20 protein-coding genes are annotated in these 13,798 nt (G+C 32.6%); 12 read left to right on the plus strand and 8 right to left on the minus strand.

Features of this window, described 5'->3' with window-relative positions; translation table 11 throughout:
- Positions 1-12 precede the first annotated feature (12 nt).
- Positions 13-132, plus strand: a complete 120-nt coding sequence (locus AW732_RS08915) for a universal stress protein (RefSeq protein ID WP_082697427.1) — start codon at positions 13-15, stop codon at positions 130-132.
- On the opposite strand, the gene AW732_RS05690 is transcribed toward AW732_RS08915, so the two are convergent.
- Complete coding sequence (locus AW732_RS05690; protein WP_067959815.1) at positions 129-1,523, minus strand: cytochrome c biogenesis protein CcdA; 1,395 nt, start codon at positions 1,521-1,523, stop codon at positions 129-131. The genes AW732_RS08915 and AW732_RS05690 overlap by 4 nt on opposite strands.
- 252 nt (positions 1,524-1,775) lie before the next feature.
- Entirely contained in the window at positions 1,776-4,205 is a 2,430-nt protein-coding gene (locus AW732_RS05695) for a heavy metal translocating P-type ATPase (RefSeq protein WP_067959862.1), read from the minus strand.
- Positions 4,206-4,352: 147 nt separating this feature from the next.
- Here AW732_RS05695 and AW732_RS08430 point away from each other — a divergent pair, with 147 nt between their 5' ends.
- From AW732_RS08430 to AW732_RS05705, 3 genes are all read left to right on the plus strand, one after another.
- The gene (locus tag AW732_RS08430) at positions 4,353-4,490 is read left to right on the plus strand and encodes a YHS domain-containing protein (RefSeq protein ID WP_082697425.1); all 138 of its coding nucleotides are present in this window, start codon (positions 4,353-4,355) and stop codon (positions 4,488-4,490) included.
- Between the two features lie 6 nt (positions 4,491-4,496).
- Positions 4,497-4,718: a thioredoxin family protein gene (locus tag AW732_RS05700; RefSeq protein ID WP_067959818.1), complete on the plus strand. Its 222-nt coding sequence runs from the start codon at positions 4,497-4,499 to the stop codon at positions 4,716-4,718.
- Between the two features lie 68 nt (positions 4,719-4,786).
- Entirely contained in the window at positions 4,787-5,143 is a 357-nt protein-coding gene (locus AW732_RS05705) for a hypothetical protein (protein ID WP_156416073.1), read from the plus strand.
- Positions 5,144-5,192: 49 nt separating this feature from the next.
- Here AW732_RS05705 and AW732_RS08550 read toward each other — a convergent pair whose 3' ends face one another.
- The gene (locus tag AW732_RS08550; RefSeq protein WP_156416074.1) at positions 5,193-5,366 is read right to left on the minus strand and encodes a hypothetical protein; all 174 of its coding nucleotides are present in this window, start codon (positions 5,364-5,366) and stop codon (positions 5,193-5,195) included.
- A 365-nt stretch (positions 5,367-5,731) separates the two neighbouring features.
- On the opposite strand from AW732_RS08550, the gene AW732_RS08435 reads away from it, so the two are divergent.
- The 3 genes from AW732_RS08435 (at position 5,732) to AW732_RS05715 (ending at position 6,708) form a co-directional block, all read left to right on the plus strand.
- Positions 5,732-5,857 carry a DUF559 domain-containing protein gene (locus tag AW732_RS08435; protein WP_082697426.1) on the plus strand — a complete coding sequence of 42 codons (126 nt, stop codon included), beginning with the start codon at positions 5,732-5,734 and terminating at the stop codon, positions 5,855-5,857.
- Positions 5,858-5,925: 68 nt separating this feature from the next.
- Complete coding sequence (locus AW732_RS05710; protein ID WP_067959823.1) at positions 5,926-6,108, plus strand: hypothetical protein; 183 nt, start codon at positions 5,926-5,928, stop codon at positions 6,106-6,108.
- Between the two features lie 378 nt (positions 6,109-6,486).
- Positions 6,487-6,708, plus strand: coding sequence for a hypothetical protein (locus AW732_RS05715; protein ID WP_067959827.1), 222 nt, complete (start codon positions 6,487-6,489; stop codon positions 6,706-6,708).
- 43 nt (positions 6,709-6,751) lie between these two features.
- Here AW732_RS05715 and AW732_RS05720 read toward each other — a convergent pair whose 3' ends face one another.
- Positions 6,752-7,348 carry a protein-disulfide isomerase gene (locus tag AW732_RS05720; RefSeq protein ID WP_067959830.1) on the minus strand — a complete coding sequence of 199 codons (597 nt, stop codon included), beginning with the start codon at positions 7,346-7,348 and terminating at the stop codon, positions 6,752-6,754.
- Between the two features lie 78 nt (positions 7,349-7,426).
- Here AW732_RS05720 and AW732_RS05725 point away from each other — a divergent pair, with 78 nt between their 5' ends.
- A complete protein-coding gene (locus tag AW732_RS05725; RefSeq protein ID WP_067959865.1) occupies positions 7,427-7,834 on the plus strand; it encodes an HIT domain-containing protein in 408 nt (135 codons plus the stop codon).
- Here AW732_RS05725 and prf1 read toward each other — a convergent pair.
- Together prf1 and AW732_RS05735 are read right to left on the minus strand one after the other, a co-directional pair.
- The gene (gene prf1, locus AW732_RS05730) at positions 7,827-9,107 is read right to left on the minus strand and encodes a peptide chain release factor aRF-1 (protein ID WP_067959834.1); all 1,281 of its coding nucleotides are present in this window, start codon (positions 9,105-9,107) and stop codon (positions 7,827-7,829) included. The genes AW732_RS05725 and prf1 overlap by 8 nt on opposite strands.
- Before the next feature lie 53 nt (positions 9,108-9,160).
- The gene (locus AW732_RS05735) at positions 9,161-9,808 is read right to left on the minus strand and encodes a thioredoxin domain-containing protein (RefSeq protein WP_067959837.1); all 648 of its coding nucleotides are present in this window, start codon (positions 9,806-9,808) and stop codon (positions 9,161-9,163) included.
- A 241-nt stretch (positions 9,809-10,049) separates the two neighbouring features.
- Here AW732_RS05735 and AW732_RS05740 point away from each other — a divergent pair, with 241 nt between their 5' ends.
- The 4 genes from AW732_RS05740 (at position 10,050) to AW732_RS05755 (ending at position 11,781) form a co-directional block, all read left to right on the plus strand.
- A complete protein-coding gene (locus tag AW732_RS05740) occupies positions 10,050-10,265 on the plus strand; it encodes a CbtB domain-containing protein (protein ID WP_067959841.1) in 216 nt (71 codons plus the stop codon).
- A gap of 53 nt (positions 10,266-10,318) precedes the next feature.
- On the plus strand, positions 10,319-11,044 hold the full coding sequence (locus AW732_RS05745) for a CbtA family protein (RefSeq protein WP_067959843.1): 726 nt from the start codon (positions 10,319-10,321) through the stop codon (positions 11,042-11,044).
- Between the two features lie 64 nt (positions 11,045-11,108).
- On the plus strand, positions 11,109-11,444 hold the full coding sequence (locus AW732_RS05750) for a winged helix-turn-helix domain-containing protein (protein ID WP_067959846.1): 336 nt from the start codon (positions 11,109-11,111) through the stop codon (positions 11,442-11,444).
- Position 11,445: 1 nt separating this feature from the next.
- Positions 11,446-11,781 (plus strand): helix-turn-helix domain-containing protein, encoded by a 336-nt coding sequence (locus AW732_RS05755; RefSeq protein WP_067959848.1) that lies wholly within the window; start codon positions 11,446-11,448, stop codon positions 11,779-11,781.
- A 3-nt stretch (positions 11,782-11,784) separates the two neighbouring features.
- Here AW732_RS05755 and AW732_RS05760 read toward each other — a convergent pair whose 3' ends face one another.
- Together AW732_RS05760 and AW732_RS05765 are read right to left on the minus strand one after the other, a co-directional pair.
- Positions 11,785-12,006, minus strand: coding sequence for a hypothetical protein (locus AW732_RS05760; RefSeq protein ID WP_067959852.1), 222 nt, complete (start codon positions 12,004-12,006; stop codon positions 11,785-11,787).
- Positions 12,007-12,013: 7 nt separating this feature from the next.
- Positions 12,014-13,039, minus strand: a complete 1,026-nt coding sequence (locus AW732_RS05765) for a formate--phosphoribosylaminoimidazolecarboxamide ligase (RefSeq protein WP_067959854.1) — start codon at positions 13,037-13,039, stop codon at positions 12,014-12,016.
- Positions 13,040-13,798: the final 759 nt, after the last annotated feature.

Raw genomic sequence — 13,798 nt, forward strand, 5'->3', positions numbered from 1 at the left:
AAGTATGATCTAATAATAATTGGAAGTCATGGATTAACAGGTTTAACTAAAATTCAAGCATTGGGAAGCATTGCAAGAGCAATCTCAGAAATTGCACCATGCCCAATATTATTGGTAAGAGAGAAAAATTAGATAGTTTTTTGTTGTTTTTTATTTTTTATTTTTGAAAAAATTATTGGTACTGCCACCATTATTGATGTAAACACTGGAACCATCTCTAATGGGAATGCAAATTGAGATCCAGTTCCTTCCCTTTCAATTAGTTGTGCTGTAGGTGTAACTTGAAATGCAAATGTTGCCTGAGTGGTTTTATCATCAATATTATGAATTAGAATCTTGGCAGAGCCTCTGTCAGGAAATGTGATTTTATGTACAACATGACCAGTTTCAGTAACCAATCCCTGTTTTGAATCCAACAGTTCACCATTAAGATAAATGGTCATATCATACTGAACATTTTCTTGCATAATGTCAGTTATTGGTTCATGAAACATCATGTTAAAGTCATATCCCGTGTTTTGACCAACGGTTCCCCCAGGTTCCCACCAAAAGTAAATCTTCCAGTCTTTTTCAGATGAAATTTTTACCAATGCATCATTTGGAACACTGCTGTGTCCCATTTTAGAATGATCAATTCCGGGCATCATAAAAATTTTCATATTCTCAGACATTCCAGTTGCATCAACAAAGTCATTCCATACAGTATGTAGTACTGTATTCATGTACCAAGCTTGTCCCTCATTTGTAGAATTTATGATTAAAAATGAACCAATAATTATTAATAAAATTCCACTTGCCTTTTCTACTTTTTGTCTTTTTGCAGCAAGCCCCTTTGCAGGATTAAACCCCATTATGGCAAGAACGGCTACTAGTACCAAAGGAATTGCCCTACCAACGCCGTGAACAAATCCTAATGAAACTCCTGCAACAGGATCACCTGTTCCCATAATGTAAAACAACATCAGATAAAACAAAGGATTTGTACAACCAACGCCTGCATTTCCAACCAAAACTCCCATCAAGTATGTCTTTGAATAGTCACTTCGATTTTTCATAAATCCTGGAGTTCCAGAGTATGTAGGGGTTGGAATCTTTACTAATCCAAGTCTATGCAGTCCATAGGTATAAGTTACAACTCCTGCAAAAAGCATCAGCCATGTTGAAAGTTCACTTAGTCCAGTTATCTGTCCAAGATAAGCAAGACCTCCCCCGTAAAGAGTAAGTGTTGTTATTAGACCTAGTCCAAATAAAGATGCAGTCAATAATCCTTTTTTGAATCCTTTATCAACAGTCATTGGAACAATCATGAATACAAAAGGAAGAGTGCAAGGCAAGACAATCATCGACAGTCCAGCTGCATATGCAAGGACTAACCATGATGAAAAAGTATAGTTTTGACTTGCTTCAGGACTTAGTTCAGTAGTAAATGAAAATACAATGCCTACAAAAATTACAGAAAATAATCCAAAAATTACAAAGACCAAAGTTTTCTTTGTAACAGAAGTTTCTTCTAAGTTAGTCATGTTTCTGTATTTATTTTCAAATTACCATTGATAAAGAATTAGGTACATTTTTGAAAGTGGTTTAAAAAATACAACCAATCTTAAATACTCTAAAAACAATATAATATCATGGCATGTGGATGCTCATCAAATAATGAAGGTTGTGTAGATGCAAACTGTGACTGTCAAAAAACAGGTACATGTACCTGTGGTTCAGATTGTAACTGTGCAGCAAACAAAAAGTAATCTTACTTTTTTTATTTTTATTATTTTTTAATTAAATTTAGGCTTCCATCTTTTTAGCATCAATGAACTAGACACTACAGATACAGAGCTTGCAGCCATTGCCAATGCAGCCAATGCAGGATAAAGAAGTCCAATGCCTGCAACAGGAATCAAAGCTGTATTGTATGCAAATGCATATACCAGATTTTGTTTTATTTTTCCAAGGGTTTTCTTGCTAATTTCAATTGCAGTTAAAACATCAATTAGGTTATCACGGACTAGAACAACATTTCCTGCTTCAAGTGCAACATCAGTACCACTTCCTATTGCTATGCCCACATCAGATTGAGAAAGTGCAGGGGCATCATTAATTCCATCTCCAACCATAGCAACTTTTTTTCCTTCTTGTTGAAGTTTGCTTATGGCCTCAACCTTATCTGAAGGCATAAGATTTGCAAGGATTCGTTTTATGCCAAGTTCTTTTGCAATAGTTTGTGCAGTGAGTTCGTTATCACCAGTAAGCATGATTACCTCGATATTTTTATCATTCAGGTGTCTGATTGTAACTTTTGCAGAAGGTTTAGGGGTATCTAAAAATGCAATAAGACCTACCAAGTCTTTTTCTATTGCTACAAGAGAGATTGTTTTTCCCTGATTTTGTAGTTGTTTAATTTTATCAGATACTTTTTGTAAATCCAATCCTTCTTTTTTCATCATTTTTTGATTGCCAACTAGAATTTTTTGTTCTTGAAATTTTACTTTTACACCTTTTCCTGGAACAGAAATAAACAAAGAAGGCTCTCCAAATGAAATTCCAATTTCATTTACATAATTAATCAAAGAACGAGCAAGGGGGTGCTCTGATTTTCTTTCAGCGACTGCAACTATTTCTAAGAGATGGTTTTTTGAATTTGAAGAATTTCCTCCAACTATGTCTATTTCGTTAATTGTAATCACATCAGTGACTTTTGGTTTTCCTTCTGTAAGAGTTCCAGTTTTATCAAATACAATTGTGTTAATTTTAGCTAACGATTCCAAAGCAGGACCTCCTTTGAAGATTACACCGTTTTGAGCAGCTTTTGCCATTCCAACCATTATTGCAGTTGGAGTTGCCAAACCTAATGCACATGGACATGCAACAACTAGTACTGCAACAGTTGGAATTAATGCCATCATGACTTCTCCAGAGGCACCAAAGATCAACCATGAAAAGAAAGTAACAAGTGCCACTCCCATAACTGCAAATGCAAATTTTCCTGCAACTTTGTCTACTATTTGTTGTAATGCAGGTTTTTTCCCCATTGCATCCTCAACTAATGATACTACTTGTGAAAGAAATGAATCCTCACCAGTTTTTGTAACCTCTATTGTAAGAGAGCCTTCTTGATTAACGGTTCCACCAATAACAGAGTCGTTTATCTTTTTTGTAATTGGAATAGATTCTCCCGTAACCATTGATTCATCTACTGCAGAAACACCTTCAATGACTTTGGAATCTACAGGAATTTTTTCACCAGGTTTGACTAATACTACATCACCTTTTGTTAGTAATTCAACTGGAACTTCTGATTCAATTCCATTTTTTCTAACAATTGCTATTTTTGGTTGTAGTTCTAGGAGTTTTTTGATGGTGGATGCTGCTTTTCCTTTAGTTTTACTTTCAAGATATTTTCCAAGTAAAATGAATGTGATAACCATTGCAGTTGCTTCATAGTGTATGTGTTCAAAAGTTATAGTAGGAAATGTATTGTATACACTAAAAAGAAATGCAGTAGTAGTTCCTAAGACAATCAAAGTATCCATGTTTGCAGATTTCATTTTTGCCATTTTGAATGCACCAACATAGAATCTTCGTCCAACATACAACTGAACTATTGTTGCACAGACAAATGATATGTAGACACTTTCAGAGGTGCCAGAAAGAGGAAATGAAAGATATTGTGCTCCAAAATGCCCAAATAAAATAATCGGAATACTAAAAATTATTCCAAGTACAAGTAATCGCTTTGTTTTTTTTGCCTCAATTTCTTCGGCTGAAGATGCAATATCTTCACTGATAATACCATATCCTGCATCTTTGAGAATTTTTCTGATATCCGCAAGAGATAGTAAAGTAGAATTGTATTCAATTACAGCCTGAGCATTACCATAATTCACAGAGGCATTTTTTATTCCAAGAATAGAATGCAATTTTTTTTCAAGTTGTTCTGCATTGCTTGCGTCAGTTAATCCCTCAATAACTGTAGTAAGTTTTTCATATACAACTTTGTATCCTGCATCTTGAACAGCATGTTCTAATTTGAAAATGTCTATAATCTGAGGATCAAATTCTAAAACTGCTTTTTCAGAACCAAGATTAATTTCACAATTTTGTACACCATCTGTACTTGTAAGTTTGTTTTGGAGTGTGTTAACACATCCAGCACAAGTCATACCTCCTATTTTCAAAACAGTTCTTGTTTTTTCTTTATTTTCCATACTTTCCTTTTCCATCTTTAAATTGCTTTTCTTACTCTTAAACCACTTGGCGATTTTAAACTAAAAAGAATTGGTACAATCATCGAATTTAGTTGCAACTTTAAAAATGTAACATACAGTTAAAAATTAGAATTACGTACCTTTAACATGAAAGATCCAGTATGTGATATGGATGTTACAGAAAAAAATGATGCATCAGAATACGAAGGTAAAGTATATCATTTTTGTTGTGCATCTTGTAAAATGGCATTTGAACAAAATCCTAAACAGTTCATTAAAGAGTAAAAAATTGTGAAAATTCAAATTTTAATCTCAGAAGGGTGCATAAGCTGTAGCAAAATTGAAAAAATGTTTGATGAACTTGATGTAGATTATGAACTCATCGACATTTCAAAAAATCCTAAATTTTTAGAAAAATTCCCAATTTTTGTGGCTCCAGGCGTAGTCATTGATGATAAACTTGCATTTACAGGAGTTCCAAAAATGAGAGAATTAATTGAAAAGATAAAGTAGAAATTTTTGGATGTAAGCTCATTTGATAGATGTACCAGTTTAAATACAATATTGTCGATAATTAAGCAATGAGTTGTTGTTCAGGAATATCTTCAGAGATTATGGGAATTAATGAAGACATTGATTTTGTCGGATTTTATCACAATCATGATTTTATAATTGAAGATGATTTTAGTGAAGATCTGAAAAGTTATTTTGATAATAGTGAAAATGAACAAAACTCAAACCAAGTATTAATTCAAAAAAGAAATCACGGACCTATTCATTATGCGATGGAAAAACAAGAGGGAATTATCAGGTATACTTTTGGAATTAACGATAACACTCTTTTGTTAATAAGTACAGATTCTGAGGCCAATAGCGATTTGGTTATTTCAAGAATAATTAATTATTTGAAACATCAAAACAACCAGTCATATAACTAGTTACTAAATTCTCTGTTCTTAACAAAAATCCTGATGTATATTTGAGATGCTATGGCCAGCTTGACAATCCAAATAGTTTCTGAAGTTGCTTGCTTTTAGCATTACAATTGCAGTGTTCTCCACACATGCAAACTTGGGAATCTAAACAATCACAAGAAGTGTCAATACAACCACGCTTATCACATCCACAACTATCCATAATTGTTAATTGTAAACTTATCATATAAAATGATCACTTGTTTTCAAAGGATTTAGACTAGAGAATGCATATGTATGAAATTAATTATATAACAAAATTTTCAAAATTGGAATCAACATTGAGCAGTATTGCAAGTCATTGGATTAAGTTCGTCTCATTGATTATCAATTACATCTGAAATTATTTTTCCATCAACTATTGCTATTTCTATGAAATGTATAGTAATGTCTTCAGGAAGATCGGATTTTCTCTATTTCCATAACCCGTATGAAGTGTTTTGAATTTGCCTTCCAAAAGGAATTTTGAATTGGCAGTATCAGAAGAAATGATTTCTATTTGGAAAAAGTAAGAGTAGAAAACCCCCCTTCTAGCAAAAGACAAAGGGGCTAGTGATAAAAAAAATCAATACCAAATTAGAAGAATTAGGATACACAGTATTACGATTTTGGCATAGTGAATTAGAAACAAATCCTGAAAAATGCATAAAAGAGATTCTAAAATTTGCAAAACTTTGATTTTATCACAATAACCATTCTCTTTTAGCCTCAATCTGCCTAGTTTCTATCTTATGTTGTGCAATATTTTGGGCTGTAATACTGAATCAAACTTCAAGTTACTATACTATCATTATCTGAATTCACGAAAACCATTTGCAAAAGAGACAATACAAGTCTATGAAAACCATACAAGATTAATTTCAGATACAGGTGTATCAATTAAGGTAATTCCACAATTAGACATTGAAAAAGCACTTGCAAGGAAATAATGAGATATCGGGATAAAATGAAACTATTGAATTTAGTAATAACATGTTAATGAAAATTTTTTGACTACTTTCTAGACTTTATTGAAATTATCATGACAAGTTATTATCATGACAAGTTATTTTCTGATATTTTATCATATCAAAACGCTTAATTTGAAATAAAATTTATCAATAATATGTTGTTTAAACTTCACAAATTAAAATGTGACAATGGTCACTATACTAATGCTGTAGTTGCTGAAGGTGAAACTTTGGAGGAAAATCTAAAAAAATTTACTTTGAGAAGTATGTGTAAAAGCTGTTGTTCACCTTTACACAAATGTTAGATAATTTGTTAAAATTTAATCATTTAAATTGTAAAAATTTAGTATTTTGAATATGTCTGATGATTCAAAAGTAGAACAAAAAGCTCTTGCATGCCCAGTTTGTCAAAGTAACAAGGCAATGATTGCAGGGGAAAATGTCAAACTTGGTGGAAAATTTGAAGATAAGGAATTTCTAACCACTGAACTAACTGTGTTAAAATGTACAAAATGTGGTTATTTCATGTTCTTTGATAAAATGGCACAATTTACTACAAAAGAAGAATCAAAGTCTTAGTTGATAATCCAAACACTAGTATTTTGTCGTCTTTGAAAATATTTTATTTGATAATTTCTTGATTATCTAATTGATTCAAATATTCTTGTATTTGTTCTTCTGTTTCGCCACCAAACGTAATTAAGATTCTGTCATCTTCCATGATTTCATAATCTCTAATGTCTATGACGGATTCACCATTAATGAAATATTTCAATGAATATTCATCATTTGTACAAAATGATTTTCCATCTGGGAATACAAAGCATTGATCATCTATTCCAATAGATATTGAGTTAAACAGATACTCTAATTCAACACCTGTTGCATGTTTGTGAATAGTTGAACCATCACGAGATTCAAAGTGTATCCATGGAGATTTAATTTGATATGCCGGTGCTGAAAAGTCAAATTCATCACCAAATATTTTTACTAAAATTGCTGCATGTGAGTGGTCGCTTCCTAAAGCTCCTGCATTTTCTGGACCTCCAGGGGCTTCAACAGTCATGGTCATAAACAAAAATCCTGCATATCCGACAATTACTGCAATGACTCCTAAGACTCCAATTGCAATTAGGGTATGTTTTCTTTTTTCAGCAGAGTGTTTTGTAGCATAATTCTCACGCTTAATTTCACGGTCTCTTCTTTCTTTTCGTCCCATAACCGTTCAAACTCTAAAATTTACCCCTATAAAAGATTCGATATAAACAATAAATAAAATCAAAAATTGCCTCTAGATGTGACCTGTATTTTCTGTGATATTTTAGACGGAAAACGTGATGCTCATATAATATATGAAGATGAAGATCATTTGGTATTTTTAGACAAATACCCTATTGATGATGGCCATACACTAGTTATTCCAAAAAAACACTATGAAAGAATTACCGATATGGATCACAAAGATGTAGGCAAGATCTTTACTTTAGTTCCAAAAATTGCAAAAGCTGTATTGCAAGGATCTGGTGCTGATGCCTTTAGTTTGGCACAAAATAATGGAAAGGCTGCAAAACAAATTATTCCGCATGTACACATTCACATTATTCCAAGATATAATGAAAAAGGAACAGTTTGGACAAAACGTCAAATTCCTACAGATGATGTGTTGTCAGAATTAGCAGAAAAAATAAAATCTGCAATTATTTAGTGTGACCTGGATTATATCTCAATATTGCTCCAATTTTTCCCAAACTTGCCAACATATTTCCGTGCTCTGCACTTCCTGAAATGACTTCTAATTGAGTTCCAGTCTTTGCAGCAAGAATTTGTAAATAATCTATAATATCTTGTTCGTTTACTTCCACATCCATTGCTTTACAATCTGGACATGGATTGTTTTTGTATTCTGTTTTTTTTGGAATTACCAGTTGTCTTTCAACAATGTCTTCTTGAATTTTTTTACAACGCTTACATTCTGCTTCTACTCTGTGCAGATTTGTATTGTCTGTTATTAGTAAAGTTTTAACAACATTATTTTTTAGAAATTCAATTACTTCTTGTAAACCGTATGAACCTTTACCTGTATTGGTATTGATTTCTCTAAACAAGTCTTCGATTAATTTTTTTTCTTCAACTAATCTGAAGTTACCTAAAATATCTCCTGACTTTGCAAATGCCTCTCTAATGCCTTCTGCTCCTGAATAACTTGCATCAATAGTATTGATGATGTTGTTTTGTAATCTGTATTCCAAATAATTTCCATTAATGAAATCCTCTTTTGTTGGACCAGGCCCAGAAATAATTATTCCCTTTACTGGATAAATGTCAATAAAGTATTCTCTTGTAGTTTGTGCAACTCGATTATAAAAATAACTTAATTCCATTTCTCTTAATTTTTGGAATCTTTTTGCAGATTGACCTCCTTGCCTATGTTTGCCTGCAACACCTGAACCAGTTTGTGATAAAACTTCAATTTTATCTCCGTGTAGCAAACCCCAACCTGCATCTTTTGCATCTATTGACAAAAATCCTATTAGGTTGTCATCTTTTAGCATGTCTTTTAGAATATCTACATGAAAATGATCATCACAACGGTAAAGGTACTGATTCAAGTCTTTAGGTGGTTCAATTTCCCATGCAGTTACAACTTCACTCCCTAATGGCCCCCCTTCTTCTGCAGGTAGTGCTCCACAAAAAACCACTAATCCTTTTTCAGGTGTTTTTTTGTACATTTTTAATTTTGAAACTACTTTTCCAAGTGAATCTACAACATGTGATCTTGTTAAATCTGATTTTATGTTGTCTGCAGTACCTTGTTCTTGTTGTAAAGTTCCAATAATTTCATGAAGTTGTTTTCCCTTGGGGATGTAAACTGTAATTAATTCTGTACCTCTGCCTGATTTTTTTGATAATTCTTCTAATGTTTTTCTAATTCTATAGAGTTTAACTGAATCTTGTTTCTCAATATTGATTTTAACCATTCATTAAATCTCCTGATTCTCGGATATTAATCAATACTGATTAAGATAATTTTTCATTGGCTTAACTCATCAAATGTTTTCAAAAATACTTCTAATGGCTGATTTCCTCTGATTTTAATGATATTTTCATTATTAAATACTAAAAATGATGGTGTTGCATCAATTCCAATATTTTTTCCAAAATCATAAAGTTCAGTTACTTTATTTTCATACTTGTGATCATCTAAACACTGGTTGAATTCATTTATGTCTAATTTTACTTCTTTTGCAAAGTCAGTTAACGCATCTCTTGTAATCCATCCAGTTCTTTCACCTCCCCAATTTTTGTATAATTCATCATGATATTGCCAATATTTTTCTTGTTCATTAGCACAATAACTTGCTTCAGCAGCTAATTTTGAGTCTGGGCCATTTAATGGAAAGTCTTTGAAAACAATCTTGACTTTTCCGTTTTTAATAAAATCTTCATTAATTGCTTTTAATGTCTCTTGATGAAATTTATAACAATATGTGCATTGATAATCTCCCCACTCTAAAATTGTAATTGGCGCATCAGGATCTCCTAAAACTGGGGAGCCACCTTCTATTAAATTTGAAATTGTTAAAATTTTTGAATCTGTATTTTGTGGCAGAGATAGAACCAAAAATGTTCCTGCAACTATTCCGATCAAAATGGGAATTAAAAAATAAGAATATTTCATAATCTTAGATTTGATAAATATTCTAAATATCTTATTGACGTCTAATTCTAGGATCAAATATTTTTTTAATATGTCTAATTTTGAGAAATTAATCTGACAATTAGTTCCCAAAGTAATTATTTTTTAAAAAATATCTTCTATCTTAAATATGGATTAGATCATATCTGTATTGAAATTTCATATTTTTTGTGTTTTTTTGAAATTCAAAGAACATAAATAGATTCAACAAAATGTACTTTTGATGTCTGAAGTTAGACAAATTAACAAATCAAAATCCGCAGTACCAAAAATAGCAATATTGGCATTGGCAATAGTTTTTGCAGCAGGATTGTTTGTTGTAGGTTTTGATCAAGGTCATATCTTTAGTCTTGTTTATGGCGAACAAGCATTTGTTGATCTTACAATTCATGAACTTACACACGATATGAGACATGCAGCAGGATTTCCGTGTCATTAGTTTTTTCTAGAATTAACTTACACTATTAATTATAGTCAATTTTCTTAATACTGTTGAAAACTATTGTATTCATCTCTATTGTTTTAATTTCTGGGGCTTTAGCAGGATTGGTTCATGGAACCGTTAACTTTACAATCGTTGAACCCTACTTAGATCAAGCAATCGGTCTTGAAAACGAGAGTTTGTTTGCTTCTGGCGAGGCTGAAGACACTTTGGAATTTTGGGCCGAGTATGAAAGTTATAGAATTTGGCAAAAAAGTGGACAAGTTTTAGCTGGTGTAATTTTGGGACTTGCGATGGGTTCGTTATTTGGAATTGTATTTGCTTTATCTAGAAATTCTTTGCCTGGAAAGAATGATGTTTCTAAATCAATTATTCTATCGGGGTTAATGTGGTTGACACTTTATTTAATTCCGTTTTTGAAATATCCTGCAAATCCTCCAACCGTTGGCGACGGTGAAACTGTAGTATTACGTATGATTTTGTATGTTTCATTCATAATTATTTCTGGCGTCGGAGTTGTCGTATTTTATAAAATATCCAAGAAACTGCAAAATAATAAAAAATATGTTGCAGTTGTCGGATACGCCGGATTGATGATGATTGCATTTGCTGTAATGCCAGACAATCCTGATGAAATAACTGCTCCAATGAATTTAGTAAATGAATTTAGATTTGTATCTGTGTTGGGCGTTTCGTCATTTTGGGTTACAGTTGGAATTGTTTTGGGATTATTTTGGAAAAAATTTGATAAAACATCCAAATTAGAATATTCTTAATTCTTATTCTAGAGAATAAGAATCAGCATACTCAGTTTATATAAAAAGAAATTTCATAAAAAATATGTCTAGAAGACTTACTTTACCGCAATTGAAAAAATATGATATTAGTCAAAAAGTAATTGAAGCGTTAGCAGATTCTGAATCAAGGGCAATTTTGTTTTCTATTGTAAAAAAAGGAAATACAGCTGCTGAATTATCTGATAAGCTAAAAATTCCATTAAGTTCTGTTTACAAGAAATTATCGGATCTTGAAGAACTAACCTTAATTGAAGTTGAAAAATGGATGTTATCTGACAAAGGTCGAAAATACAAAGTTTATCGAAGTAGGATAAAACATGCTGAAATTACAATAAAAAAGCCTGAACCGGTTTTAATATTGGTATCAAATACCAAATAATGTGTCCAAAAAGAGCATAATTCAATTATCTGAATTTGACATTACTCAAAAAATCATAGAGGCTATGAGCAATGTATGTACGCGCTCAGTACTATTTTCAGTAAAACATGAATCAAAAGATGTGACGACCATTTCTGAAGAACTAAAAATTTCAATCTCTACAGTTTACAAAACATTATCTAATTTGGAGGAACTTGCATTGGCTGAAGTTGATAAATATGTCATTACACCAGACGGGAAAAAAATCAAACTTTACCGAAGCAGGATTGGTAAAGTGGAAATTACATTAGAAAACTTGGAACCTACGTTAAATTTACATCCTAATGCCAAAAACTAACAATTAGTTTTTTTCAGAATCAAGTGGAATCTGATTGCAACTGCCACATCCATTCTTTCTTGTACCAAACCAAATGAATGCCGAAGGCAACAATAGATAAAGCAGCATTGCATTTTCAAATCCCAGCAATTCCTTATTGTCTAAAACATATCCTGATGCCATGATTGCAGCAGATGAAATCAATCCAGCTGCAGAAATTTTGTTAATTTTGTCTTTTAGTGCCATTTTAGTTTCAAGTTGTAATTTTATCTAGTTGATTGGACTCTGTTGCAGTCTTTACTTCTCTTGCAATTCTTTTGCCCATACTCATGTTTTCATTAAAGAGCAGTGAGTAGTACGGAGAGCCATCCATGTAGATGTTGGTGCCTGCAACGATTCTTGCTGAAAATTCAAATGAAGTAAATTTTGCATTCTCATCATATACTCCTTCAATACAAAATGGGCCATTCATTCCAGGAGATACTATTCTCTTGGCTGCCTCTACAAAATTCTCACCCATTGTATACACCTCATCAAGTAAGGATTCTCGCAACACCAGCGGACTATTTCCAATTACGTTAAAGGATGGGACCTTGTTTGATTTCATTTGTTGTTGTGCAGGAATTCTTCCCAGCCCCTCAATGTCTGACTCGTGTCTTTGGTCAACTCCAAAGAACTCCAATTCTCCTGATAACGGTGAGTAAAAGAACTGCAAGTATGCCAAAACTCCTGCAGCATATTCTTGAATGTACAGTGTTTCGTCTTTGGATATGATTCCTTCTGAAATTAGTTGATTTCTTTTTGTAGTGTAATCCTCGCCATTGGCTGCCATGAAGTATCCTTTGCCTCCAGCTGCCCCCTGTCTTTTTACAATAACTAATTTTTCAATTTCATCTGGAGTTGTAACTGGTTTTGGCATTGGGAGTTTTGCTTCTCTCATGAGTTTTTCTTTCATCTCCCTGTCTGACTCCCAACGTAAAATCCATTTGTTTCCAAACATTGGCGTTTTAATGGATTCAATCTCTTCAGAACTCATTTGTGCAATTAGGGTTCCGTGAGGAATCAGTACTGCATTGTTGTCTTCAAGTGTTTTTTGACATTTTTGATCAAGTACTTCTTTGAAGGAATCTACGATAATTAACTCATCAATGAATGGAAATCTGCGGTATAGTTTTTCACGTTTTTTTTCACAAACTAGAATTGTTTTTAATCCCTCATCTTTTGCACCCTTTAAAACCTGTAAAGAGCAGTGAGATCCCAAAGTTGCTATGGCAGTCATTTTCTTACTTTGATGATAATTTTGTACTTTATGAATTATTCTTACTAAAATCCATCATACCTCTAAAAAATGGTTTTTGGTTTGCTTTTGGTTTTATGACCTTTTTTGGCTTTTTGATACATTTGTTAGCTAACCAATTTTGGCTTTTAGGCGGTTTTGAAAAGTGACGTGTGATTTTTATCTAAATTAGGCACAAATTTGCTTTGGTTTGGTACCATGTCTGATTTTGATTTAAGGTGGTTTTAAGGCGGTTTTTAGCTAAAATTACGCATTTTTTGTATCGTGCCTGTACTAAAATAGCCCAAAAGCACGTGGTTTGCAGTTGGTTTTTTGATACATTTAGGTCCTTTTGAGATTTTCCACAATTGCAACTTTGTTGGTTTGAAAGTTGTTGTAAATGCAAGAAAACTCTGAGACCTGGACAAAACAAAACGTGCTTTCCAAGCAACACATACCATCTCCAAATCTGAAAACAGCTAGTGTTAGTTAATATTTCAAAATACACTATGCATTTTATAAAATTCAAAAATAGAGAGTTTGATACCTCTCTTTCAAGGTACCATTTTTACACTTAAGGCAAACTCAATCGGAGTTGATTTGAGGCGACAGTGTTTTTCTTCTCTGATGTTATGAGAGTGGTTGCAGTATGTAAGATTCTGTTTGTGTGAAATGATCAGATGGTACACAAAACAGTATTGTTCAAAGTGATCACACCACACCATATAGTCTAATAATTCCCACACATCATCATGACAAAAT

Origin of the sequence: Nitrosopumilus sp. Nsub (assembly GCF_001541925.1) — an archaeon.
In the GTDB taxonomy this organism is placed as follows: domain Archaea; phylum Thermoproteota; class Nitrososphaeria; order Nitrososphaerales; family Nitrosopumilaceae; genus Nitrosopumilus.